23 protein-coding genes are annotated in these 24717 nt (G+C 65.4%); 13 read left to right on the forward strand and 10 right to left on the reverse strand.

Annotation, left to right across the window (positions count from 1 at the left end):
* Positions 1-60: 60 nt before the first annotated feature.
* Positions 61-837 carry a sulfite exporter TauE/SafE family protein gene (locus GGR39_RS02910; protein WP_183615781.1) on the forward strand — a complete coding sequence of 259 codons (777 nt, stop codon included), beginning with the start codon at positions 61-63 and terminating at the stop codon, positions 835-837.
* 153 nt (positions 838-990) lie between these two features.
* Here the strand turns inward: GGR39_RS02910 and GGR39_RS02915 are convergent, their stop codons facing one another.
* Positions 991-3252 (reverse strand): phosphate acyltransferase, encoded by a 2262-nt coding sequence (locus tag GGR39_RS02915; protein ID WP_183615782.1) that lies wholly within the window; start codon positions 3250-3252, stop codon positions 991-993.
* Positions 3253-3416: 164 nt separating this feature from the next.
* On the opposite strand from GGR39_RS02915, the gene mutS reads away from it, so the two are divergent.
* Together mutS and GGR39_RS02925 are read left to right on the forward strand one after the other, a co-directional pair.
* Positions 3417-6023 (forward strand): DNA mismatch repair protein MutS, encoded by a 2607-nt coding sequence (mutS, locus tag GGR39_RS02920; protein ID WP_484549385.1) that lies wholly within the window; start codon positions 3417-3419, stop codon positions 6021-6023.
* A gap of 119 nt (positions 6024-6142) precedes the next feature.
* Complete coding sequence (locus GGR39_RS02925) at positions 6143-6331, forward strand: hypothetical protein (RefSeq protein WP_183615783.1); 189 nt, start codon at positions 6143-6145, stop codon at positions 6329-6331.
* Positions 6332-6347: 16 nt separating this feature from the next.
* Here the strand turns inward: GGR39_RS02925 and GGR39_RS02930 are convergent, their stop codons facing one another.
* Positions 6348-6956, reverse strand: coding sequence for an HNH endonuclease (locus GGR39_RS02930; protein ID WP_058737392.1), 609 nt, complete (start codon positions 6954-6956; stop codon positions 6348-6350).
* A gap of 393 nt (positions 6957-7349) precedes the next feature.
* Between GGR39_RS02930 and gluQRS the strand changes: the two genes are divergently transcribed.
* The 5 genes from gluQRS (at position 7350) to GGR39_RS02955 (ending at position 10357) form a co-directional block, all read left to right on the forward strand.
* Entirely contained in the window at positions 7350-8210 is an 861-nt protein-coding gene (gene gluQRS, locus GGR39_RS02935; protein WP_183615784.1) for a tRNA glutamyl-Q(34) synthetase GluQRS, read from the forward strand.
* Positions 8207-8440 carry an HIG1 domain-containing protein gene (locus tag GGR39_RS02940; protein WP_183615785.1) on the forward strand — a complete coding sequence of 78 codons (234 nt, stop codon included), beginning with the start codon at positions 8207-8209 and terminating at the stop codon, positions 8438-8440. The genes gluQRS and GGR39_RS02940 overlap by 4 nt, the downstream gene beginning before the upstream one ends.
* A gap of 16 nt (positions 8441-8456) precedes the next feature.
* Entirely contained in the window at positions 8457-9026 is a 570-nt protein-coding gene (locus tag GGR39_RS02945) for a cob(I)yrinic acid a,c-diamide adenosyltransferase (RefSeq protein ID WP_183615786.1), read from the forward strand.
* A gap of 91 nt (positions 9027-9117) precedes the next feature.
* Positions 9118-9987: a 3-hydroxyacyl-CoA dehydrogenase family protein gene (locus tag GGR39_RS02950; protein ID WP_183615787.1), complete on the forward strand. Its 870-nt coding sequence runs from the start codon at positions 9118-9120 to the stop codon at positions 9985-9987.
* Positions 9988-10042: 55 nt separating this feature from the next.
* The gene (locus GGR39_RS02955) at positions 10043-10357 is read left to right on the forward strand and encodes a hypothetical protein (RefSeq protein WP_183615788.1); all 315 of its coding nucleotides are present in this window, start codon (positions 10043-10045) and stop codon (positions 10355-10357) included.
* Between the two features lie 89 nt (positions 10358-10446).
* On the opposite strand, the gene GGR39_RS02960 is transcribed toward GGR39_RS02955, so the two are convergent.
* Positions 10447-11730 carry a dicarboxylate/amino acid:cation symporter gene (locus GGR39_RS02960; RefSeq protein WP_183615789.1) on the reverse strand — a complete coding sequence of 428 codons (1284 nt, stop codon included), beginning with the start codon at positions 11728-11730 and terminating at the stop codon, positions 10447-10449.
* A 162-nt stretch (positions 11731-11892) separates the two neighbouring features.
* Here GGR39_RS02960 and glmM point away from each other — a divergent pair, with 162 nt between their 5' ends.
* The 3 genes from glmM to thiD all read left to right on the forward strand — a co-directional run bounded on the left by glmM (position 11893) and on the right by thiD (position 14321).
* Positions 11893-13233 carry a phosphoglucosamine mutase gene (gene glmM / locus GGR39_RS02965; RefSeq protein ID WP_183615790.1) on the forward strand — a complete coding sequence of 447 codons (1341 nt, stop codon included), beginning with the start codon at positions 11893-11895 and terminating at the stop codon, positions 13231-13233.
* A gap of 1 nt (position 13234) precedes the next feature.
* Positions 13235-13459 (forward strand): DUF1272 domain-containing protein, encoded by a 225-nt coding sequence (locus GGR39_RS02970; protein WP_183615791.1) that lies wholly within the window; start codon positions 13235-13237, stop codon positions 13457-13459.
* Between the two features lie 103 nt (positions 13460-13562).
* On the forward strand, positions 13563-14321 hold the full coding sequence (thiD, locus tag GGR39_RS02975) for a bifunctional hydroxymethylpyrimidine kinase/phosphomethylpyrimidine kinase (RefSeq protein WP_183615792.1): 759 nt from the start codon (positions 13563-13565) through the stop codon (positions 14319-14321).
* Between the two features lie 431 nt (positions 14322-14752).
* Here the strand turns inward: thiD and GGR39_RS02985 are convergent, their stop codons facing one another.
* The 4 genes from GGR39_RS02985 to GGR39_RS03000 all read right to left on the reverse strand — a co-directional run bounded on the left by GGR39_RS02985 (position 14753) and on the right by GGR39_RS03000 (position 20146).
* Positions 14753-16360 (reverse strand): cisplatin damage response ATP-dependent DNA ligase, encoded by a 1608-nt coding sequence (locus GGR39_RS02985; RefSeq protein ID WP_183615793.1) that lies wholly within the window; start codon positions 16358-16360, stop codon positions 14753-14755.
* A complete protein-coding gene (locus GGR39_RS02990; protein WP_183615794.1) occupies positions 16360-17364 on the reverse strand; it encodes a ligase-associated DNA damage response exonuclease in 1005 nt (334 codons plus the stop codon). The genes GGR39_RS02985 and GGR39_RS02990 overlap by 1 nt, the downstream gene beginning before the upstream one ends.
* 66 nt (positions 17365-17430) lie before the next feature.
* The gene (gene clpA / locus GGR39_RS02995; protein WP_058737404.1) at positions 17431-19803 is read right to left on the reverse strand and encodes an ATP-dependent Clp protease ATP-binding subunit ClpA; all 2373 of its coding nucleotides are present in this window, start codon (positions 19801-19803) and stop codon (positions 17431-17433) included.
* Between the two features lie 124 nt (positions 19804-19927).
* The gene (locus GGR39_RS03000; protein WP_058737405.1) at positions 19928-20146 is read right to left on the reverse strand and encodes a DUF1192 domain-containing protein; all 219 of its coding nucleotides are present in this window, start codon (positions 20144-20146) and stop codon (positions 19928-19930) included.
* A gap of 100 nt (positions 20147-20246) precedes the next feature.
* On the opposite strand from GGR39_RS03000, the gene GGR39_RS03005 reads away from it, so the two are divergent.
* Positions 20247-21260 (forward strand): NAD(P)H-quinone oxidoreductase, encoded by a 1014-nt coding sequence (locus tag GGR39_RS03005; protein ID WP_183615936.1) that lies wholly within the window; start codon positions 20247-20249, stop codon positions 21258-21260.
* A gap of 266 nt (positions 21261-21526) precedes the next feature.
* Here the strand turns inward: GGR39_RS03005 and GGR39_RS03010 are convergent, their stop codons facing one another.
* On the reverse strand, positions 21527-21808 hold the full coding sequence (locus tag GGR39_RS03010) for a hypothetical protein (protein ID WP_058737407.1): 282 nt from the start codon (positions 21806-21808) through the stop codon (positions 21527-21529).
* A gap of 350 nt (positions 21809-22158) precedes the next feature.
* On the opposite strand from GGR39_RS03010, the gene GGR39_RS03015 reads away from it, so the two are divergent.
* Positions 22159-22863: a DUF1013 domain-containing protein gene (locus tag GGR39_RS03015; RefSeq protein WP_058737408.1), complete on the forward strand. Its 705-nt coding sequence runs from the start codon at positions 22159-22161 to the stop codon at positions 22861-22863.
* 263 nt (positions 22864-23126) lie between these two features.
* Here GGR39_RS03015 and GGR39_RS03020 read toward each other — a convergent pair whose 3' ends face one another.
* Together GGR39_RS03020 and GGR39_RS03025 are read right to left on the reverse strand one after the other, a co-directional pair.
* Complete coding sequence (locus tag GGR39_RS03020; RefSeq protein WP_183615795.1) at positions 23127-23573, reverse strand: bactofilin family protein; 447 nt, start codon at positions 23571-23573, stop codon at positions 23127-23129.
* A 23-nt stretch (positions 23574-23596) separates the two neighbouring features.
* The gene (locus tag GGR39_RS03025; protein ID WP_183615937.1) at positions 23597-24658 is read right to left on the reverse strand and encodes a M23 family metallopeptidase; all 1062 of its coding nucleotides are present in this window, start codon (positions 24656-24658) and stop codon (positions 23597-23599) included.
* Between the last annotated feature and the right edge of the window lie 59 nt (positions 24659-24717).

A 24717-nucleotide genomic window follows, 5' to 3' on the forward strand; every position in this document is an offset into this window, starting at 1 on the left:
AGACACTGGCATTTGCCGAAATTATGTCTACCACTCCAATCGACATAATGTGGGGCAGGCATGGATTTCGGCGCAATCTTTGGTCAGTTTGATTTCGCTGCGTTGCTGCCGTTCATCGCCGTCGGGTTCGCCGCGCAGCTGGTGGACGGTGCTTTGGGCATGGCGTTCGGCGTGATCACCAACACCATGCTGGTCGGCGTGCTGGGGGTGCCGCCGGCCCTGGCCTCGCAGCGGGTCCACCTGGTGGAATGCTTCACCACTGCCACCAGTGGCATCAGCCATCTGCTGCACGGTAATATCGACAAGAAGCTGTTCTTCAGCCTGCTGATCCCCGGCATGATCGGCGGCATACTGGGCGCATACCTGCTGTCCTCGCTGGATGCTGGCGTGGTGAAGCCATTCGTGCTGCTATACCTAAGCGCGATCGGCATCTGGCTGCTGGTACGCGGCCTGCTCTATCCGCCCAAGCTGCGCGAAGCCAAGCTGATCGCGCCGCTCGGCCTCGTCGGTGGTTTCCTGGATGCGGCGGGCGGCGGGGGCTGGGGCCCGGTCGTCACCTCCAACCTGCTGATCCAGGGCGCGGACCCGCGCAAGGTGGTGGGCACGGTCAACTTGGTCGAGTTCTTCCTGACCGTGACCGTCTCGATCGCGTTCATCCTGCACATCGGCGTGGCGGATCTGGCCGGCGCAACCCTGGGTCTGCTGATCGGCGGAGTCATGGCGGCACCCATCGGGGCGTGGGCGGCCAAGCGTATTCCGGTAAAGCCGATGCTGATCCTGGTCGGCGTGGTGCTCACCGCAACCAGCGCGTTCGGGATTTATAAAGCCTGGTTCTGAGTGCGGGGGCTGCCGCCGAAATCAAGCGCGCCCCGTTTCCTGTCATCCCGCCGTCCCGTTTGTGTTCAGCGAAGTCGAGATACGCTGGCTTGGCGCTGCCGCGTCTCGAATTCGCTCGACACGAACGGTGAAGGGGGTGGGCTCAGCTAAACCTCACCCCACCACGCCTGACGCTGCCAGTACTGCGCTGGTCAGTACGTCGGGCGCGATCGCGGTCATCGGTACGACTTGCACGGGCTTTTCCATGCCGATCAGCATCGGGCCGATCGTGGTCGCCCCGCCGACTTCGCGCAGCAGCTTGGCCGAGATATTGGCCGATTGCAGCCCCGGCATGATCAGCACGTTCGCCGGCGCCGACAGGCGCGAGAACGGATAGAGCTTCATGATCTTGGGGTTGAGCGCGGCGTCCGGGGCCAGATCGCCTTCGTACTCGAAGTCCTGCGGCTCCTTGTCGAGGATGTGGACCGCCTCTCGCACCGTTTCCAGCCAGCGACCGGCGGGGTTGCCGAAAGTGGAGTACGAAAGGAACGCCACGCGCGGCTCATGGCCCAGGCGGCGGGCGACGGCGGCGGTCTCACGCGCGATCACCACCAGGTCGTCAGGGCCCGGACGCTCGTTGATCGTGGTGTCCGACATGAACACGGTGTGGTTCTTGGACACCAGCATGTGGATGCCGAAAGGCAGCGCGCCGGGCTTGGGGTCCAGCACCTGGCGCACTTCCTTGATAGACTGCGCGAAAGTGCGGGTCATGCCGGTGATCATGGCATCGCCCACGCCCAGCTTGAGCAGGCCGGAGGCGAAGACGTTGCGATCCTGGTTGACCATGCGGCGCACGTCCCGCTCCAGGAAGCCGCGACGCTGCAGGCGCTCATACAGCATCTGCACCATCGGCTCGACGTGTTCGGAGACGGCGGAATTTTCGATCGTGTAGCTTTCCGGGTCGCCGACGCCCAGTTCCTTCATCTTGTCGAGCACGGCCTGGGTGCGGCCGACCAGCACCGGCTCGCCATAGCCGAATTCACGGTATTGCACGGCGGCGCGCAGCACCACTTCGTCCTCGCCCTCGGCGAAGATCACGCGCTTGGGATCTTCCTTCACTTTGGCATAGACGTTGGTCAGCACCGAGGTGGTGGGGTTGAGGCGCGCCTTCAGGGCGTGACGGTAGGCGTCGAAATCCTCGATGTGCTTTTGCGCCACGCCGCTGTCCATCGCGGCCTTGGCGACGGCGGAGGACACGCGCTCCATCAGGCGCGGATCGAACGGCGCGGGGATGATATACTCGGGCCCGAACTGGTGGTTCTTGCCATAGGCGGCGGCCACTTCCTCCGGCACCTGCTCGCGCGCCAGCTCGGCGATGGCGCGGGCGGCGGCGATCTTCATCTCTTCGTTGATCGCGGTGGCGCGCACGTCCAGCGCGCCGCGGAAGATGAAGGGGAAACCAAGCACGTTGTTGACCTGGTTCGGAAAGTCCGAGCGGCCCGTGGCGATGATGGCGTCGGGACGCACGGCCTTGGCCTCGTCCGGCATAATTTCCGGCGTGGGATTGGCCATCGCGAAGATGATCGGGCTTTTGGCCATCTTCGCCACCCACTCGGGCTTCAGTGCTCCGGCGGCGGACAGGCCCAGGAAGATGTCCGCGCCCACCAGCGCTTCTTCCAGAGTGCGGGCCTCGGTGGGGATGGCGTGCGCGCTCTTCCACTGGTCCACATCGGCGCGGCCGGGATAGATCGGGCCGGAACGGTCGCACACGGTCACATTCTCATGCGGCACGCCCATGCCCTTGATCAGCGCGGTGCAGGCCAGCGCGGATGCGCCGGCGCCGTTCACCACCATCCGCACGTCCTTCAGCTTGCGCCCGGTGATGAGGCAGGCGTTGATCACGCCCGCCGCCGCGATGATCGCGGTGCCGTGCTGGTCGTCATGCATGACGGGGATGTTCATCCGATCGCGCAGTGCCTGCTCGATGATGAAGCATTCCGGGGCCTTGATATCCTCAAGGTTGATGCCGCCGAAGCTGGGCTCCAGCAGGGCGACGGCGTTGATGAACGCCTCGGGGTCTTCGGTGTCGACTTCGAGATCGATGGAATCGACATCGGCGAAGCGCTTGAACAGTACCGCCTTGCCTTCCATCACCGGCTTGGAGGCCAGCGCGCCCAGGTTGCCCATGCCCAGGATGGCCGTGCCGTTGGAGATCACGGCGACCAGGTTGCCCTTTGCAGTATACTCGTAAGCGTCGCCGGGATTGTCGGCGATGGCCTGTACCGGCACGGCGACGCCCGGCGAGTAGGCCAGCGAGAGGTCGCGCTGCGTCGTCATCGGCTTGCTGGCGATGATCTCGATCTTACCGGGGCGGATCGTCTGGTGATAGAACAGCGCTTCGCGGTCGGTGAACTGAACCCTGGTTTCGTCTGTCACGCCAAGTCTCCCGCTGTGGCGAAGCGCAGCCGCGATCCGGTGGCTGCATCTATCGGCCTGTATCTTTCGAGCTGCGCCCTAACCAAAGTTAGGCGTTCTTGGTAGGGGAAAGCTGCCCTGCGCCCGTTCCGAATCATGCAACTCGGCGCTAACCCGGCGCAACCATGGCCGATGCAGCTGCCCACACGCCGATGATGGCGCAATATCTCGCGCTGCGAGAAGAGGCGGGGGACTGCCTGCTGTTCTACCGCATGGGGGATTTCTTCGAGCTGTTCTTCGACGATGCGAAGACGGCGGCGGCGATCCTGGACATCTCGCTGACCAGCCGGGGCGAGCATAACGGCGCGCCGATCCCGATGTGCGGCGTGCCGGTGCACTCTTCGGAAGGGTATCTGGCGCGCCTGATCCGCGCAGGGTGCCGCGTCGCCATCGCCGAGCAGACCGAAAGCCCGGCGGAGGCCAAGAAGCGCGGAGGCTCCAAGGCGCTGGTGGCGCGGGACATCGTGCGCTTCGTGACGGCCGGCACCTTGACCGAGGAGGCGCTGCTCGAACCGCGCCGCGCCAATGTGCTGGCGGCGGTATGCGAGGTGCGCGGCACCGTTGGCATCGCCGCGTGCGACATCTCGACCGGGCGCATGGAGCTGGAGGAGTGCGCGCCAGATCGCATGGGCGCGGCGCTGGCGCGGCTGGGGGCAAGCGAACTGGTCTCGCCCGAGGATTGGGACGTGCCCGTCGATACGATCCCGCGCCCCGCGCGCGATTTTTCCAGCGAGGGCGGAGAGGCCCGGCTGAAGACGCTGCACGGCGTCGCCACGCTGGAAGGGTTCGGCATGTTCGGCCGCGCGATGCTGAGCGCGGCGGGCGGTCTGATCGCTTATCTGGAGCATGTCGGGCGCGGCAAGCTGCCGCTGCTGCTGCCGCCCGAAGCACGCGCCGGGGACACCGCGCTCGCCATGGACGAGGCGACGCGGGCGAGCCTGGAGATCCTGCAATCGGCGCAAGGCCAGCGCAAGGGCAGCCTGATCGACGCGATCGACCGCTGCGTCACCGGGGCGGGGGCACGCCAGCTGGCGGACGATCTTTCCGCTCCGCTGACCGACCGTGCGGCCATCGCCGAGCGGCTGGCGCTGGTCGGCTGGTGGCATGACGACGCCTTGCAGCGCGACGATGTGCGCGCGGCCTTGCGCGCGCTGCCCGATATCGGCCGTGCGCTGGGCCGGGTAGTGGCGGGGCGGGGCTCCCCGCGCGATCTGGGGCAATTGCGCGATGGCCTGGGCGGCGCGCGCGGCCTTCATGAGCGGCTGGCGCGGCATCAGGATATGCCGGGTCTGCTCGCCCGGCTGCTGCCCGCTCTGGCGGGGCATGGCGAACTGGTCGACTGGCTGAACCGCGCGCTGGTGGCCGCCCCGCCGACCGAGCGCGGGCAGGGCGGCTTCATCGCCGAGGGGTATGACGCCGCTCTGGACGAACTGCGCCGTACCTCCGGCAATGCCCGCCGCGCGATCGCCGCGCTGGAAGCCCGATACCGCGAAGAAACCGGCGTCGCCGCGCTGAAGATCAAGCACAACAACGTGCTGGGCTACTTCATCGAAGTGCCGCAGCGCCATGCCGACAAGCTGCTTCTGCCCGACAGCGGCTTCACGCACCGGCAGACGATGGCGGGGGCGATGCGCTTCAACGCGATGGCCCTGCACGAGGAAGCGAGCCGCATCGCCGAGGCGGGCGGGCATGCGCTGGCGGCGGAGGAATCGCATTTCGAGGAGCTGGTGGCCGCCGTGGTGGCTGCGCGCAACGCCATCGCGGCGACGGCGGCGGCGCTGGCCCGCATCGACGTGGCGGCGGGCCAGGCCGAGCGCGCGGCGCAAGGCGGCTGGACCGCGCCCGAGATCGTCGAGGCCACATGCCTGGAGATCGAGGGCGGGCGCCACCCCGTGGTCGAAGCGGCGCTGGCGGCACAGGGCGAACGGTTCGTGGCCAACGATTGCAAGCTGGCGGCCTATGATCGGCTCTGGCTGATCGGCGGGCCGAACATGGGCGGCAAGTCCACGTTCCTGCGCCAGAACGCCCTGATCGTGCTGCTGGCGCAAGCCGGTGGTTTCGTGCCCGCGAGCCGGGCGCGCATCGGCTTGGTGGACCGACTATTCAGCCGCGTGGGGGCTTCGGACAATCTGGCCAAGGGCCGCTCCACCTTCATGGTCGAAATGGTGGAGACCGCCGCGATCCTGGCGCAGGCGACGGAGCGCAGCTTCGTGATCCTGGACGAAGTGGGGCGCGGCACCAGCACTTATGATGGGCTGGCGCTGGCCTGGGCGGTGGCGGAGGCGGTGCATGAGACCAACCGCTGCCGCTGCCTGTTCGCCACGCATTACCACGAACTGGCCCGGCTGGCCGAGACGTGCGACGCGCTCTCGCTCCACCACGTCCGCGCGCGCGAGTGGAAGGGCGATCTGGTGCTGCTGCACGAGCTGGCGGAAGGCCCGGCGGACCGCAGCTATGGCCTGGCCGTGGCGCGGCTGGCGGGGGTGCCGGCCAAAGTGGTCAGCCGCGCCAAGTCTGTGCTCGACAAGCTGGAGAAGGGCCGCGCGCAAACCGGTGGGCTGGCGGCGGGGCTGGGCGACCTGCCGCTGTTCGCCGCCGCAGAAGCCGCGCGCGAGGAAGCCTGCGACACCATGCGCGATCGCATCAATGCGATCGACGCCGACGCCCTCACCCCGCGCGAGGCGCTGGAACTGATCTACGATCTGAAGCGCGAGGCAGGCACGGAGAATTAACGGTCTGTGGCTTAGACGTTGCTGATCCGTTCGTGTCGAGCGCGGTCAAGGCATGCTGGCGTCGCGCTAGTGTGTCTCGACTTCGCTCGACACGAACGGCTCTGAGAAAGTTGCCGCGCATGATCTCCACGCTTGGTCCATCGATCCGCACCGTGTTTCGCAGTCGCTGGCGGGCGCTGTGGTGGTCGGCGGGCGTGCTGGTGACGGCGTATTGCCTGGTCCCGTCACCCGATGATGACGATGCCAAGCCCGCCGCGCAGGCCCAGCATCATGCGAAGAGCCCCTGGGACAAGGACAGCGCGAACTAGGGCGTATCCCTGGGGCTCAGGCCTCCAGCTCGACATCCCAATAGAGCCAGTCCCGCCAGGTTTCGTGCAGGTGATTGGGGGGAAACGCGCGCCCGCGTTCCTGCAATTGCCAGCTAGTCGGGCGGATCGGCTGGACGATCGGCGGCATCTTCGCCTGCTTGGGCGTACGCCCGCCCTTTTTCATATTGCAGGGCGCGCAGGCGGTGAGGATATTCTCCCAGCTGGTGCGCCCGCCCAGCCGCCGGGGCACCACATGGTCGAACGTCAGGTGCTGCGGACTGCCGCAATACTGGCAGCTGAAACGATCGCGCAGGAATACGTTAAAGCGCGTGAAGGCGGGGAATTCGGAAGGCTTCACATATTGGCGCAGTGCGATCACGGAGGGGATCTGCATCGTCCAGCTGGGCGAATGCACCGCCCGGTCATAGACGCTGACCACGTCCACCCGCTCCAGCACGATCGCCTTGATCGCGGTCTGCCACGGCCACAAGCTGAGGGGGTAGTAGGAAAGCGGCGTGTAGTCCGCATTCAGAACCAATGCCGGACAGTCCGCAAGACTGCGGGAGGGATCCTCCTCCGCGCTGCGGAACCGGGCCGCGCGCTCGATCAGCTCCGACTTGAGCATGGCCTCCTGTCGCAGGCCGTCATTGCGGTTTGATGGCAAGGCATTGCATGATTGCAGCAGGTGTGTGCCGGGGCGTCAAGTTCCGGTTGAGGGAAGGTTGGCGGGAAATCCACAGCTCGATCTTTTGGGCTCGTGCGGAGACGCGAAGAAGGAAGGGGTGGTTCGCGCAGAGATCGCAGAGGCGCGGAGGGGGCAGTGGCGAAATCGGCCGTAAGGCCCTGATCCTATGCGGGGCGTTTGGCGCAATGGCAGAAGGTGAAAGCGGCTTCGCCGCAAAGCGCGACCCTCCTCTGCGCCTTTGCGATCTCTGCGCGAACCCATTCTCCGCGCCTTCGCGCCTCCGCGTGAACTATCTTGCGAACCTTCCCCCACCCCGCCACACCAGCCAACCAGATGATCCGAACCCGCTTTGCCCCCAGCCCCAATGGCCCGCTGCACCTAGGCCATGCCTATGCCGCGATCGTCGCGCATGATCTGGCGCGATCGCGGGGCGGCACGTTCGAGGTGCGGATTGAGGACATCGATGGTGAGCGTAGCCGGCCCGAGTTCATCGCCGGCTCGCTGGCCGATCTCGCCTGGCTTGGGCTGTCCTGGGATGGTGAGCCGGTGTTCCAGTCCCACCGTCTTTCCAGCTATGCCAAGGCCGCAGAGCGTCTGAAGGCGATGGGCCTGCTCTACCCCTGCCGCTGCACCCGTGCCGAGATCGCGGCGGCGGCGACCGAGGTCGGCCCGGACGGCCCGCTCTACCCCGGCACCTGCCGCCATCTCCCGGACAATAAGCACGCAATCGACCCGCAAGGCGCGGCGTGGCGGATCGACATGGCGGCGGCGGTCGCGCTGGCCGGGCCGCTGGAGTGGGTGGACGAACTGGCCGGCCCGCAGCGCGCCACGCCCGAAATCTTTGGCGACGTGGTGCTTTTGCGCAAGGACCTGCCCGCCAGCTATCACCTTGCCGCCACGCTGGACGACGCGGTGGACGGCATCACGCTGGTCACGCGCGGGATGGACTTGTTCGCCGCCAGCCATGTCCACCGGCTATTGCAGGCGCTGCTTGGCCTGCCGGTGCCCACCTGGCACCACCACGCGGTGCTGCTGGAGCCCGATGGCCGCAAGCTGGCCAAGCGGCGCGGCGCGCCCTCGCTCAGCGATCGGCGGCTGGCAGGAGAGGACGGCCCGGCGCTGGCCGCTGCCCTTCGGGACGGGCGCTTGCCCGCTGGTATTTCCCTGTCCTCAGGCCTACATGTAAAGGCATGAGCTACATCCTTATCCCTTTGATCGTCGTGCTGATGGTCATGGTTGTCGTCAGCCTCGTGCGGGGCATCGTCGCCTTCATGCAGAGCACCAAGATGGACCTGGAGGGCGATCCCAACGCCACGGGAGCCACGCCGGCCCAGATGATGCAGAACAAGATGATGTTCAACCGCATCAAGTATCAGGCTGCCGCCGTCGTGGTGGTGGCGTTGCTGATGGCAATGTCGAAGTAATCCGGCCGCACCTGACTTGGTCAAGCTGAACCGGATTTACACGCGCACGGGCGACGATGGCACCACCGGCCTCGTCGACGGATCGCGCGTGGCCAAGCACGACGCGCGCATGGCCGCGATCGGCGCGGTGGACGAAGCCAACAGCGCGATCGGCCTTGCCGTCTGCGCGTTGACCGGGTCTCCCCATGCCACGGCGCTGACGCGCATTCAGAACGATCTGTTCGATCTGGGCGCCGATCTTGCGACGCCGGGCGAGGATTTCGCGCCAGGTGAGATGACCTTGCGGATCGTCCAGAGCCAGGTCGAATGGCTGGAGCAGCAGATCGACGCGCTGAACGAAGGGCTTGAGCCGCTGCGCAGCTTCATCTTGCCCGGCGGCACCGAAGCGGCGGCGCGCATTCACATAGCCCGTGCCGTCACCCGCCATGCAGAGCGTGCGGCGACCAAGGCATCTGCGGAACAGCCGCTGAACCCCGCCGCGCTGGCCTACGTAAACCGCCTGAGCGATTATCTGTTCGTCCTGGCCCGCGCGGTCAACGCGGCGGCGGGCGGCGATGTGTTGTGGGTGCCGGGGGCCAATCGTTAGGGGTTTGTCCCCCCGTCAACTATCCGAACCATAGTTGCGTCCGCTGCCAATCCCGCTAGTCATCCCGCACCGCAGCATGGGAGAATTGGCAATGCAGACAGTCGGCATCATTGGGGCAGGCATCATGGGCGCGGGCATCGCCCAGACCGTCGCCAGCAAGGGCATGGATGTGATCCTGTCCGACGTCTCGGTCGAACTGGCAGAGAAGGGCAAGGCCGGCATCGCCAAGGGCCTGTCCAAGCTGGTGGCGAAAGAGAAGCTGACGCAAGCGGATGCTGACGCGCTGCTGGGCCGCATCACTCCCGTGGGCGACTATGCCACGATGACCAAGGCCGATCTGATTATCGAAGCCGCGACCGAGCGCGAGGATATCAAGGCCAAGATCTTCGAGGCGGCGGGCAAGGTGCTTGGCCCCAACGCGATCCTGGCATCCAATACCAGCTCCATCCCGATCACGCGCATGGCGGCCGGTTCGCCCGATCCGACCCGGTTCTGCGGGCTGCACTTCTTCAATCCCGTACCGGTGATGGGCCTGGTCGAAGTGATCCCCGGCCTCGCCACGTCGCAGGATACCATCGACAAGATGAAGGCGTTCGGCGAAGCGCTGGGCAAGACCGTGGTGATCGCGGGCGATGCGCCGGGCTTCGTGGTCAACCGCATCCTGTGCCCGATGCTGAACGAGGCGATCTTCGTGCTGGGTGAGGGGCTGGCCTCGGTCGAGGATATCGACGCGGGCTGCAAGATCGGCCTGAACCACCCGATGGGTCCGCTGACTCTGTGCGATTTCGTCGGCCTTGATACGCTCTACGAGATCATGAAGGTGTTCCACGCCACCACCGGCGATCCCAAGTACCGGCCCGCGCCACTGCTGCAGAAGTATGTCGAGGCCGGCTGGTATGGCCGCAAGTCCGGCAAGGGGTTCTACGACTACTCGGGCGAAAAGCCTGTCCCCTCACGCTAGGGCACGCGGAACCCGATCCTTCACCCGACGGTTGTGCGGGTGAAGGAGAATTTCGATGATGGATCAGGAACGCGACCTCTCGCGCGAGGATATCACGCCCGAGCAGGAGGACGAGGACACCCAGGCGCAGACCGTGGCCGACGAAGCGCTGGACGGCGTGGACGAGCGTTCCCCGTTGGACAGCGTCAAGGACGATAGCGGCCTGGAAGACGTGGATGCGCCCGACTTGATCGACCGCATGAAGCAGATGGAATCCAGCGGCAATATCGACATGGCCGCCTTCGATGGCGAAGAGACCATGGACGACCTGGAAAACCGGTATGGCTCACGCAATGCCGCCGATGAAGAGTTCGCCGGCGACGACAGCTGAGTTCTTCCCGGTTCGAAACATAAGGAAGGCCCTCTTGCTACGGCGAGAGGGCTTTTTTTTGTGCCTCCATGCCAAGCCCGGTTAGGGGGTCAATGCACCGTCCGTGGCGCGCCCTCGTCACCTTCCAGCCGATCCACCGTCGCCGTCACCGCCACGTCCATGCTGACATTGCCCAGGGTGCGCATCAGGTCGGGCAGCATCTCCACCGCCACCAATAGCGCCAGAGGCTCCACCGGCACGCCCATCGCGATCGCCACGGGGCCGCAGGATGTGACGAAGCTGATCGCGCCCGGTAAGGATACCGCGCCCATCGTCGTCGCGAAGGCGGTCAGGATGCCGGACGCCAGCACCAGCGGCGTCAGCGTCACCCCGGTCAGGTGCGCGGCATAGATGGCGACGGCCATGTTCATCGCCGGGCCGGTGGGGCGGAACAGCGCGACCGCCAGCGGCAGCACGAATTCTCCGGTCCGCTCGCGCACGCCCAGATTGCGGCAGGAGACCAGCATCGCGGGCAGGCTGGCGAGCGAGGACTGGGTGGAGAACGCCACCGTCTGCGCCGGCAGCATCGCGCGGGCATAGGCAAGCGGGCTGCGCTTGGCACCGAATACCGCCAGCAGGTAGGCCCCGATAAGAATCACGCCGCCCACTGCCGCGACGATCGAGACATAATGCGCCAGCGCGCCGATCGCCGCGCCGCCGCTGCCGGCCGCCACGCTGAAGGCCAGCCCGAATACGCCGATCGGCGCAACCGCCAGCACCCAGCCGATCACCACCATCATCGCGCCTGCGATCCCCTCGAACAGGGAGGCCAGGGTCTGGCGTGGACCGTCCGCCAGACGCGTGGAGGCCAGCGCGAACAGCGCGAAGAACACGATCACCGGCAGCATCGCGTTGTCCCCGGCCGCCGACACGATGTTGGAGGGGATCAGGCCGGTCAGAAAATCGGCGATGCCGGGCACGGGGCCAGGGTCAGCGCTTTGTGCGCCGATCGCGCGCGCAGCATCTGCGGGTACGGGGAACAGGCCCAGCAGCAGCGGGGTCAGCAGGCCGCCCAGGATTGCGCTGAACGCCAGGATGCCGAAGATCAGCCCCAGCGTGCGCCGTGCCATCGGTCCGGCGCGTGCCGCTGCCACGGTATCGACCACGCCGTTGAACAGCAGCGCCGCCACAAGCGGCAGGATCGTCATCGTCAGGCCCTGCAGCCACAGCTTGCCCACCGGACCCGCCACGGCGAGCAGAGGCCCGGATATCGCGGTCCCACTCAGCAACCAGCCCAGGGCGATACCCAGCGCCAGGCCCAGAAAGGTCCAGCCGGCCGGAACCGTGATCGGGGGCATGCGTGTGGCGCTGTTGTCAGCGGTTTCTGGCGTCATAGCCCTCCTGAACGCACCAAACGGCCCCTATGCTGCCACCCACGTGCTGGCGTATCGCCAAAAACCGGTTCGCGTGATCCGGCACAATGCTTTAGCACCCGATGACGACATCGCAATTCCACGGCAATCGCATGGTAAGCATCGCCGGGTTAGGGACGAGGCATGAGCAAGCAATTCTTCGGCACTGACGGCATCCGTGGCCGCACCAACGCAGGCGTGATGACCGCCGCCACCGCGATGAAGGTCGGCCAGGCGGCGGGCACCCGCTTTCTGCGCGGCAGCCATCGCCACCGCGTGGTGATCGGCAAGGACACGCGCCTTTCCGGCTACATGCTGGAAAACGCGATGGTGGCAGGCTTCACCAGCGTGGGCATGGACGTGGTGCTGCTGGGGCCGATGCCCACCCCCGCAGTCGCGCTGCTGACACAGGAACTGCGCGCGGACGTGGGCGTGATGATCTCTGCCAGCCACAATCCGTATGAGGACAACGGCATCAAGCTGTTTGGCCCCGATGGCTTCAAGCTCTCCGATGCAGACGAACTGGCGATCGAGGCGATGCTTTCGCAGGATCTGGCGCTTGCCGCCTCGGATGAGATCGGCCGCGCCCGCCGGATCGAGGACGCGCGCGGGCGCTATATCCACGCGGTGAAAGGTTCGCTCGCCAAGGAGATCCGGCTCGATGGGCTGAAGATCGCCCTCGATTGCGCGAACGGCGCGGCCTATCAGGTGGCCCCGTCCGCCTTCTGGGAACTGGGCGCGGAAGTGGTGACGCTGGGCGTCAGCCCCAATGGCAAGAACATCAATCTCAATTGCGGCTCAACCCATGTCGGCGCCTTGCAGGAGACGGTGGTCTCCTCCGGCGCGGATATCGGCGTCGCGCTGGATGGCGATGCCGATCGCCTGATCGTGGTGGATGAAAAGGGCAAGATCGTCGATGGCGATCAGATCATGGCGCTGATCGGCAGCGAATGGGCGCGGCAGGGCCGGCTGGCCGGCGGCGGCGTGGTGGCCACCGTCATGTCGAACCTGGGGCTGGAGCGTTTCCTCAAGGGGCAGGGCCTGGACCTGATGCGCACCGCCGTGGGCGATCGCCATGTGCTGGAGGCGATGCGCAAGGGTGGATACAACGTCGGCGGCGAGCAGTCGGGCCATATGATCCTGCTCGATCACGCGACCACCGGAGACGGCACCGTGGCGGCGCTGCAAGTGCTAGCGGCGCTGGTCCAGTCCGGCAAGCGGGCGAGCGAGCTGCTGCATCTGTTCGACCCGGTGCCGCAGCTGCTGCGCAACGTGCGCTTTGGCGGCGGCAAGCCGCTGGAGGCGGACAGCGTGAAGGCGGTGATCGCCGATGCCGAGGCTTCGCTGAACGGCAAGGGCCGCCTGGTCATCCGGCCTTCTGGCACCGAGCCGGTGATCCGCGTGATGGCGGAGGGTGACGATGCCGGTGAGGTCGAGGCGGCGGTCGCCTCGATCTGCGCCGCGGTGGAAAAGGCGGCGGCCTGACATGCTGGAAATGCGTCCCGATTGCGAGCGTTGCGGCACCGACCTTCCCGCCCAGGCGCCCGGTGCGTTCATCTGCAGCTTCGAATGTACCTTCTGCGCCGAGTGTGCCGAAGCGCTGGACGACCTGTGTCCCAATTGCGGCGGCGAACTGGTCGACCGGCCGACGCGATCGAAGAAGGCACAGGTGAAGAGCCCACCTTCGAACGAGCGACAGTTTCGGGGCTAGGTCCCGAGCGCATTTCCCCGTTCGTGTTGAGCGAAGTCGAGACACCTTTTACGCCACATCAGCAGTCTCGACTTCGCTCGACACGAACGGGTAGGAGAGGCGCATGATCTCGCCCGCCAAGCCGCCCCGCGTCCTCTCCATTGCCGGCTCCGATAGCTCGGGCGGTGCGGGCATCCAGGCGGACATCAAGACGATCACCATGCTGGGCGGCTTCGCGATGACCGCGATCACCGCCATCACCGCGCAGAATTCGCTGGGCGTGACCGGCGTGGAAGCTCTTTCGCCCGAGATGGTGGGTGCGCAGATCGACGCCTGCGTGTCCGACATCGGCGTGGATGCGGTGAAGATCGGCATGCTCGGCTCGGCGGCGATCGCCCATGTCGTGGCGGACCGGCTGGAGGCGCTGGACGTGCCGGTGGTGTTCGATCCGGTGATGATCTCCACCAGCGGATCGGTACTAGCAGACGCAGCGACAGTCGCCGCGTTCGAGCGATTGATGAAGCTCGCCGCGCTGACCACGCCGAACGTGCCCGAACTCGCAGCGCTGGGCGGCGCTGATGCAATGGCGGCGCGCGGCGTCAGCTACCTCGCCAAAGGCGGCGATGCGCCAGGCGACATCGTCCACGATCGCCTGATCCGCCCGGGCCAGGAGACGCTCGCTTGGAGCGCGCCGCGCATCGAAACGCCTCACACCCACGGCACCGGCTGCACCCTGTCCAGCGCCATCGCGACGGAACTGGGCCGCGGCATATCGCTGGTGCCCGCCATCGAAAACAGCCGCGCCTTCGTGCGAGCCGCGCTGCAAGCCACCCCGGGCTTTGGCGCAGGCCATGGGCCGATGGGGCATCAGGCGGTTCGTTGAAGCGGGGTGAGGTCTGTTTGCGCCCACTTGTAGTCATTGCGTGGTGACATGGCACGGCGCTTACAGTTATAATATGGCATGCACGGATTGCCTGCGATTGCTTGGATATGGACCGCTGGCATTGTTGTCACTCTGGGTGTGTTTTTCTGCGGCTTGATATTGTGGACCAGAAAGCGGAACACCTTTGGTCTTCAAAGACGATCTGAAGTGGTCTTATTCTGGATCGTGGCGGTCACCATCGGAAGCTGGCTGCTCTTTTTACGTGCTGACGCGGAAGCCTCAGCTATCCACCGGCAGAATATAGGCATCCCGATCATCTACTTTTACTTTTGGCTGCTTGCAGTTGCACCTGCGCCATTGTTCGGGTTTGCCCTTTCTCGCGTATTTAAAAGAGAAGCGTCATAGGTCCGCTCTCCACCCAAGTCCCCCGCTCAATCCCGGATCAGGCCTTTCAGCGTTTCGATCCGGTCCGCTTCGTGGGCGGGTTTGTCGGTGCGGATGCGGTTGATGCGGGGGAAGCGCATGGCGACGCCGGACTTGTGGCGCTTGCTCAGGTGGATGGAATCGAAGGCGATTTCCAGCACCAGTGAGCGCTCTACTTCCCGGACCGGGCCGAACCGGTTGAGCGTGTGCTGGCGCACGAACTTGTCGAGCATTTTCAGCTCCTCGTCGGTGATGCCTGAGTAAGCCTTGCCCACCGGAAGCAGCTCCGCGCCCTGATCGGGATCGCCGTCCCAGCAGCCGAAGGTGTAATCTGAATAGAACGAGGACCGCCGCCCGCTGCCGCGCTGGGCGTACATCATCACGCAGTCGACCAGCAGCGGATCGCGCTTCCATTTGTACCATAGGCCCGTGCGCCGCCCGGCGATGTACGGCGAGTCGCGGCGCTTGAGCATGACGCCCTCGATCGCGTCGTCGCGGGTGCGTTCGCGAATGCGGGCGAGATCGTCGAGCGTCGCTGCCTCGATCACCTGGCTCAAGTCGAAATCGTCCGGATCGAGGCGCGGCATCAGTGCTTCCAGGCGTAAGCGCCGCTGCTCCCAGGAAAGTTCGCGCAAGTCCTCGCCATCGACGATCAGCGCGTCGTAGAGCCGCACGAAGGCCGGGTACTCCGCCAGCATCTTCTTGCTCACCACCTTGCGGCCCAGACGCTGCTGCAGCGCGTTGAAGCTGGCCGCACCGCCTTCTTCCCCGCCCTGATGCGAGCCGCGCACCAGCAGTTCGCCGTCCAGCACCGCCGCGAACGGCAGCGAGGCGGCGACTTCGGGGAACGTGGCCGAGATATCGTCGCCCGAACGCGAATAGACGCGCGTCTCACCCGTGCCGTCCGCCTTGTCGGCGCGGACCAGCTGCACGCGGATGCCGTCCCATTTCCACTCGGCCGCGTAATCGGCCATGTCGACGATCGTCTCTTCGAGCGGATGGGCCAGCATGAACGGGCGGAACAGCGGAATACCCTCGGACGAAGGCGCATCCTCGCCATGCGCGGCCCAGGCGAACAGCGGCTGATAGGGCGGGGTCTGGCCGTGCCAATGCTCCTCCACCTCTTCCACCGTGACGCCGAACGCCTGCGCGAACGCGGTCTTGGCGAGGCGAGAGGAGATGCCGATCCGCATCGCGCCGGTCGCCATCTTGAGCAAGGCGTAGCGGCCATCGGAATCGAGCCGGTCCAGCATGCGCGGCAGTTCGGTAACGACGGTGGCGCGGGTCATCGCGGCCAGTGCATCGACCGCCTCGGTCACGGTCGGCGGGGTGGGGGGCGTGTCCGGTTCGGGCCACAGCAGGCTGGCGGTTTCGGCACTGTCGCCAACGAAATCGCGGCTGAGCGCGTAGAGTACAGGGTCCACCCGCTCGCTCAACAGATTGCGGATGGTGGAGGACTTCACCGCCGGAAAGTCGATCCCGTCGGTCAGGGCGGCCAGCGCCCAGCCGCGATCGGGGTCCGGCGTATCGCGCAGGTAATCGGCCAGCAGCTTGAGCTTGGCGTTGCGGCTGCGGGTATAGACAAGCGCATCCAGGAGGGCGGCAAACTCCTCCATCAATCGTCCTCGTCCTCGTAGCCCACGAGGGCCAACGCCTTGGCGCGCCGTTGGTGTAGCTGGCACCAGCGCAGCATCGCCTCCTCACGGCCGTGGGTGATCCAGGTTTCGTAGGGGTTCACGTCCACCACCGTCTGCGTCAGCTCGTCCCAATCGGCATGGTCGGAGATGACCAGCGGCAGTTCCACCATCCGCTGGCGGGCGCGTTGGCGCACCCGCATCCAGCCGGACGCCATCGCGGTGATCGGATCGGGCAGGCGGCGGCTCCAGCGATCGTTGAGCGCGGACGGCGGGCTGACGACGATATGGCCGACGATGTCTTCCTTCTTCGCGTCGCTGACGAGGCGCAAGTCTCCTAGATCGACGCCGAACTCCTGATAGAGCCGGCACATCCGCTCCATCGCGCCATGCAGGTAGATCGGCGCGCTATGGCCGGCGCGGCGCACTTCCGCGATCAGGCGCTGCGCCTTACCCAAGGCGTAAGCGCCGACCAGCACGCAGCGATCAGGGTTCTCGGCCAGCGCCTTGAGCAGCTTGCCGACCTCGTGCTCGACCGGGGGATGCCGGAAGACGGGCAGACCGAACGTTGCCTCCGTCACCAGCACGTCGCACGGCGTCACCGCGAACGGTGGGCAGGTGGGGTCCGCGCGGCGCTTGTAATCGCCGGTGACGATGATCCGCTCGCCCGCGTGTTCCAGCAGGATCTGCGCGGAACCCAGGACATGCCCGGCCGGGAGCCAGGTCGCATCGACGCCGCCGCCCAGGCTGATCGTCTCGCCATAAGCAGTCGGCTGCGCGCCCGCGTCCGTCTGGTAGCGCAGCTTCATGATCGCCAGCGTTTCGGGCGTAGCCAGGGTCGCGCCATGGCCGCCGCGTGCGTGATCGGCATGGCCATGCGTCACCAACGCGCGATCGACCGGTCGGGCAGGGTCGATCCAGCTGTCCGCCGGGACGACGTGGATCCCCCAGGGTTCGGGTTTGATCCAAGAGAAATCACGCGCCATCATAACAGAATGGGGCGGAACCGGTGTGGTTCCACCCCATGCTTGTGGGCAGTGCCCGACCGGGAGTTACTCGTCCGAGCTGGCTTCCGATTCCGAACCGGCATCCGGCGCGGTCTTCTTGGCGGGGGCTTTCTTCTTCGCCTTGGTCAGCTTGGGCGCCGCCGGGGTCAGTTCGAACGAGAGTGCGTTCTCCTTGATGGAGACGTGCACTTCGCCACCCGTTGCCAGCTTGCCGAACAGCAGTTCCTCGGCGAGCGGCTGCTTGACCTTCTCCTGGATCAGGCGGCCCATCGGACGCGCTCCGTAGAGCTTGTCGTAGCCGCGCTCACCCAGCCATTCCCGCGCATCGCTGTCGAACTGGATGTGGACGTTCTGGTCCGCGAGCTGCAGTTCCAGCTGGAGGATGAACTTGTCGACCACGCGGCTGATGGTGTCCTTGCCCAGGTAGGCGAAGGGCACGATCGCATCCAAGCGGTTGCGGAATTCGGGGGTGAACATCAGCTTCACCGCCTCCTCGCCCGCGTCGGCCTTGGATACATCGCCAAAGCCGATGCCCGAACGCGCCATGTCCGAAGCGCCCGCATTGGTGGTCATGATCAGCACCACATTGCGGAAATCGACGGTCTTGCCGTGGTGATCGGTCAGGCGGCCGTTGTCCATCACCTGCAGCAGGATGTTGAACAAGTCGGGATGCGCCTTCTCGATCTCGTCGAGCAGCAGCACGCAATGCGGGTTCTGGTCGATCGCGTCGGTCAGCAGGCCGCCCTGGTCGAAACCGACATAGCCCGGAGGCGCGCCGATCAGGCGGCTGATCGAATGGCGCTCCATGTATTCCGACATGTCGAACCGCTTCAGCTCGATGCCCATGATGTTGGCCAGCTGGCGCGCGACTTCGGTCTTGCCGACGCCGGTGGGGCCGGAGAACAGGAACGAGCCGATCGGCTTGTCCGGATCGCGCAGGCCCGCGCGGCTGAGCTTCATCGCCGTGGACAGTACGCCGATCGCCTTGTCCTGACCGAACACCACCCGCTTCAGATCGCGATCGAGCGATTCCAGCGCCTTCTTGTCGTCACTGCTGACGGACTTGGGCGGGATGCGCGCCATCGTGGCGATCACCGCCTCGATCTCACGCGCGGTGATCGTCTTCTTGCGGCGGCTGGGCGGCACCAGCATCTGCATCGCGCCGACTTCGTCGATTACGTCGATCGCCTTGTCGGGCAGCTTGCGGTCGTTGATGTAGCGGGCCGACAGTTCGACCGCGGTCTTGATCGCGTCGGGCGTGTACTTGACCTTGTGGTGATCCTCGAACGCGGTGCGCAGACCCTTCAGGATCTTGATCGTGTCCTCGATCGTCGGCTCGTTCACGTCGATCTTCTGGAAGCGCCGCAGCAGCGCGCGGTCCTTTTCGAAGTGGTTACGGAACTCCTTGTACGTGGTCGAGCCGATGCAGCGGATCGTGCCGCCCGACAGGGCGGGCTTCAGCAGGTTGGACGCGTCCATCGCGCCGCCGCTGGTGGCGCCGGCACCGATCACCGTATGGATTTCGTCGATGAACAGCACCGCGTGCGGCATCTTTTCGAGTTCAGAGACGACCTGCTTCAGCCGCTCCTCGAAGTCACCGCGATAACGGGTGCCGGCCAGCAGCGAGCCCATGTCGAGCGAATAGATGACCGCTTCTTCCAGCACCTCGGGCACTTCGCCCTCGACGATCTTGCGCGCCAGGCCCTCGGCGATGGCGGTCTTGCCCACGCCCGGATCACCCACGTAGAGCGGGTTGTTCTTGGAGCGGCGGCACAGGATCTGGATCGTGCGATCCACTTCGGGGCCACGACCGATCAGTGGATCGACCTTGCCCGACAGCGCCTTGTCGTTGAGGTTGACGCAGAACTGGTCGAGCGCGGATTCCTTCTTGTTGCCGCCTTTGCTGTCGCTCTTTTCCTCGGAGGCCTGGGGGGCCTGCTCTTCGGAGCCCTTGGCGTTCTTGTCTTCGATGCGGCGGCCGCCCTTGCCGATGCCGTGGCTGATATAGCTGACGGCATCCAGGCGGCTCATATCCTGCTGCTGCAGGAAGTAGACCGCATAGCTATCCCGTTCGGAGAAGAGGGCGACCAGCACGTTGGCGCCGGTCACGGTGTCCTTGCCGCTGGACTGCACGTGCAGGATGGCGCGCTGGATCACGCGCTGGAAACCGGCGGTGGGGGCAGGATCGCCCTTTTCCTCAGTTTTCAGCGATTGGTATTCCTGGTCAAGGTACTGGCGCACCACTTCGCTGAGGTCTCCCAGGTCGACGCCGCACGCGGTCATCACTTGGGCGCCATCGGCGTCGTCGATCAACGCGAGCAGCAGATGCTCGAGCGTTGCGTATTCGTGGCTGCGGTCCGACGCATGGGACAGCGCGGCATGCAGCGTCTTTTCCAGGCTTTGCGCGAAACTAGGCATTAGGGTTCTTTCGTTGGAAGGCTGGCGCTCCTTGTCGGGCTGGGAAGGTAATGCCCGAAGGTAAGCGATCGATTGCGACCGATATAGGGAGCCGCTTTTCCCGTTTCGAGATAACGCTCGACGTTCAAGGCTGTTTCGGCCTGAACAGCGCCTGCGCCGCCGTCATGTGCGCCGAGGATTTGTCGCGGTGCGCCTTGATGCGCGCGATCTCGTCTTCCAGAAGAGCGATGCGTGCATCGAGTTCGTCCAGCGAGTAGCGCTCCAGGCTTTCGCTGGTGAGGAGGCTGGCGGCACCGAAGTCACCCTCGGTCGACCGTCGCCGCGGTCGTTCGTCATCGTCCATTGCAGTGCAGCATCCGACTTGAAACTGTCACTGTCAACTGTCCGCGCAGGCTTGCACGAATTTCGTTTCGTCGCGCCGCGCGGCTGTGGCAGCAAGCGCCATGGACAACGCCGACGAACCGCAAATCCCCGCGACAATGACCGCGATCGCCATCGAAAAGCCCGGCGGGCCTGAGGTTCTGGTGCCGCGCGACGTCGCGGTTCCGCAGCCGGGGCCGCGCGAAGTGCTGATCAAGGTGGCCTTCGCCGGGGTGAACCGGCCCGACGTCGCGCAACGGACCGGCGCCTATCCGCCGCCGCCGGATGCCTCACCACTGCCGGGGCTGGAGATTTCGGGCACGGTCGCCCGCCTGGGTGCCGGGGTCGATTCGCTGCTGATCGGCGAGCGGGTCTGCGCCTTGGTCGCGGGCGGGGGCTATGCGCAATACTGCATCGCCGATGCCGCGCTGTGCCTGCCGGTGCCCGATGCCATGCCGCTGGCAGAGGCCGCGGCGCTGCCCGAGGGGCTGTTCACCGTGTGGCACAACGTGTTCGAACGCGGCTGGGCGAGCGAGGGGGAGACGATCCTGGTCCATGGCGGCACCAGCGGCATCGGCACGATGGCGATCAAGCTGGGCAAGCTTTTCGGGCTGACGGTGATCGTCACTTGCGGATCGGCGGCCAAGTGCGACGAGGCCCGCCGGATCGGCGCGGATCATGCGATCGACTACAAGGCGGACGATTTCGTCAAAGAAGTGCTGCGCATCACCGAGGACCGCGGCGTGGACCTGGTGCTGGACATGATTTCGGGTGACTATGTGCCGCGCAACCTCAAGTGCCTGGCCATGGATGGCCGCCACGTCACCATCGCCGCGCTGGGCGGGCCCAAGGCAGAGCTGAACATGGGCGTGATCATGAGCCGGCGCTATACGCTGACCGGCTCCACGCTTCGCCCGCGTTCGATCGCATTCAAGCGATTGCTGGCGCAGGAAATCGCCGCGAACGTATGGCCGCTGGTGGAAAAGGGCGAACTACGCCCCGAGATGGACGCGCGCTTCGCCCTGAAGGACGCGGCGGACGCCCACCGCCGAATGGAGGCGGGCGATCACGTCGGCAAGATCGTGCTGGAAGTGTAAGGAAAGGCTATAGGCGCCCGGAGTTGCGCCGTTTGCCCTCGCTTTCTGACCCAGCGGGTCAGAAAACCCCTATGGACCTTGCCTACAGTTGCTCGAATGACGCCCTGCTTGATACCGGTCAGAGTGGCTGACCGGCGAACTCTCGGGCACTTGATAAACAAAAAAAGGCTTCGGTATCCTGAGTCGAACTCAGAATGCCGAAGCCGTGATTTTTTTAGGCTGAAGTGAGCGATAAAGCCCTTGACGCTTCAGCGAATAAACTATGATCAGCCCGGGCTGCCGTTGCTGCCACCCGAAACCGCCGCAACCAGACCGATAACTGCGATCAGGCCAATCAGCGGAACCCAGATGGGAAGCGTACCGAACGCTTCGTCATGCTTCGCGACGCTGGGAGTGGCAAATTGAGTTACCTGACCAGCCGGATTGGCCACGCCTGCCACTGCCTGAGGAGCCTTGAACGCGATGTAGTCGGGGCGCTTCGGCGCGGCAATCGCCGTGCTCGCCACAAGACTGGTCGCAATGGCTAGTCCTAATGCCAGCTTCTTCATGATCAATCCCCTGAATCGGTAAATGCGTAAGTGAAAATTCTTATACGCCTTCGCTATCTCAGTACCAGCCGTCTACGTCAACCCTTGCTGTAAAGAATCGACGCCGCTTTATAAGCATGCGTCATGTTCAGGATCGTCTATCACCGCCTTTGAGAGTCCATGCCGACACAAAACCCATCAAATTGCGATCCACTAGGCATGCCCATTCCGCTATCGGTACCGTGACGCTTGCCGAATCTGCCGCGATTGCCTAGATCAGCCCGGTACGGCCGCTCCGCAAAGGGGCGGCCCTTGTTGTTTTTGCGCCGGATGCTCTCTCGTTCGTCCGGCATCGATCGGGACCAAGAGACATGAGCCAGCCCACTCCGCTGATGCCGCACGCGACCGCTTCGTGGCTGGTCGACACCACGGGCCTCACTTTTGAGCAGATCGCCGAATTCTGCGGCCTGCACATCCTGGAAGTGCAGGCGATGGCGGATGATCTGGCCTCCAGCAAGTACACCGGCCGTGACCCCGTCCGCTCGGGCGAGTTGACGATGGAAGAGATCGAGAAGGGCCAGGCCGATCCCGCCTACAAGCTGAAGATGCAGAAGGCGCCGGTCACCGTCAGCCGCACCAAGGGCGCGCGCTACACGCCGGTTTCCAAGCGGCAGGACAAGCCGGACGGCATCGCCTGGATCCTGCGCAACCACGCCGAAGTGTCCGATGCGCAGATCGGCAAGCTGATCGGCACCACCCGCAACACCATCGCCGCGATCCGTGATCGCAGCCACTGGAACATCAGCAACATCACGCCGAAGGACCCGGTGACGCTGGGCCTGTGCTCGCAGCGCGAGCTGGACGCGATCGTCGCCAAGGCTGCCAAGAAGGCCGGCATCGAGGACGATGGCCGCGATGACGAGCGTCTCGGCGATGATCGCCAGGCTCTGTTGGAAGAGCTGCGCCAGGAGCGTGAAGATGCGCGCGTCGCCGCCAGCGAAGCCGCACAGGAAGCCGAAGCCGCCGCCTGGCTTGAAGCCAAGCGCGCCGCAGAAGCGGAAGAACGCCGGGGTTGAGTTCTACGAGCGAGGGGCGGGTTGGCTCGCCTCTCGTTTGTCCCAAGAATCCATAACGCCGTTTGTGTCGAGCGTATCCGAGACAGTTTTGCGTAGGATTACTGTGTCTCGACTTCGCTCGACACGAACGGGATGCGGGATCAAGTGACGGCGGTCTTCGAGATAGCGCGTCCATTTAGCGCCAGAAAGTAGAGACCCCGAAGCGCTTTCAGGTTGATGGGGGGAGCGCCAAAGTCGCGGACGCCCCAGCCCCTTGTATAAACTCAGCCTTCGGCTTCCACGGTGGGAGAGGCCAGCACCAGTCGCGCCAATTCCGATGGCTGCTCCACCACGGCGGCAGGGCGGGATACCGGCTGGGCCTGATTCGAACGCGGGGTCAGCCGGCCGTCCAGCTGCGCGCCTTGTTCGATCGTCAGTGCATCGTAGATGATGTCACCGCGAATGCGTGCGGACTTCATGATCACGACCTCGCGCGCCGTCACCGAACCATCGATCCGACCGGCGATGCGGGCCGATTCGGCCATGATCGCGCCGATCACTTCGCTGCCCTCGCCCTGGATCAGCGCGGTGCAGGTGATGTCCCCTTCGACGCGCCCCTCGACGTGCAGGTCCGCCGTGGCGCTGATATTGCCCGAGATCGCGGTGTCGCCCCCCAGAATACTGGTGGTGGAGCCGTGAAGCGGGCGATGGCTGCCGATGGGCTTGGACATTGAAGAGGGAGTCCTTGGGGTTATCATGAGCGTGCCTGCGCCTTTTGAGCGGCATCCAGGAAGGGCCGCGGGTTCACCGGTTGGTCATTGATGCGCACTTCGAAGTGCAGGTGCGGGCCGGTGGAACGTCCAGTGCTGCCCATGGCGGCGATGCGGGTGCCCGGCTCCACCATCTGCCCGACGCGCGCGCCGAAGCCCGACAAGTGGGCATAGCGGGTGACCAGGCCGCTGCCGTGGCTGATCTCGATGCAGTTGCCATAGCCCTGCTTCTGGCCGACGAAGGTCACGCGGCCCTTGGCGGCGGCGTAGATCGCCGAGCCCATCGGTCCGGGAAAATCGAGGCCCGCGTGGAACGCCGCGCCGCCGTTGAAGGGGTCGGCACGATAACCGAAGCTGGATGAGACGAACGGCACATGCGCGGGCTGCACTTGCGGCACGCTGGCGAGACTGGAAACCATCGCGTCCATGCGGGCCAGGCTGGCGCCCATTCGCCGGAAGCGGGGATCGACCGAGCCGTCGCGCGCGGTGGCGAGGCGCAGCAGCGGACCACCCTCGGCAGAACGACGGGCGATCATCGCACCGGGATTGAGGCCGAGCTTGCGGATCGAATCCGCCGCACGGGTGGAGCGACGGTCCGCATAGCGGGTCAACCGCTCGACAAAGGAAAGCTGCGCAGCCTCCAATTGCGCCAATTGCGCGGCCTCGGGCATCGCCATGCTGAGCTTCTTGACGGTGGTGGACGTCTCGTCCCGGTCGTCCGACGCAGCATCGCCGCCTTGGATATCGTCGGGCAGATCACCCAGGTGGGCCTCGACCATGCGCTGGATGAATTCCTGCCGCCGTTCCAGGTCTGCGGCCACTGCACGCACGTCCTGGCGATAGGCGTCGACACGGTTCTGGGCGGTGGCGATTCGGGCCTCGCGCGCCTGCAGGGCGGCTTGTTCCTGCATGGCCGACCATTGCGAGAGTGTAGCGCTCGCCATCGTGCCGACCCACACGGAGAGGAAGGATACCACGCCCACGGCGCCAAGCGTCTGAACTTTCGTGGAAACCTTGATAAATCGGACCTGGCCCTGAGAGCGCATGAAGAATTCACGCTCAGGGAAAAGGGTCCGCAGACGCGATCGAACCGCGTCGGCGGCTG

The sequence above is a fragment of the Novosphingobium fluoreni genome (genome assembly GCF_014196615.1).
GTDB classification, from domain to species: Bacteria; Pseudomonadota; Alphaproteobacteria; order Sphingomonadales; family Sphingomonadaceae; genus Novosphingobium; species Novosphingobium fluoreni.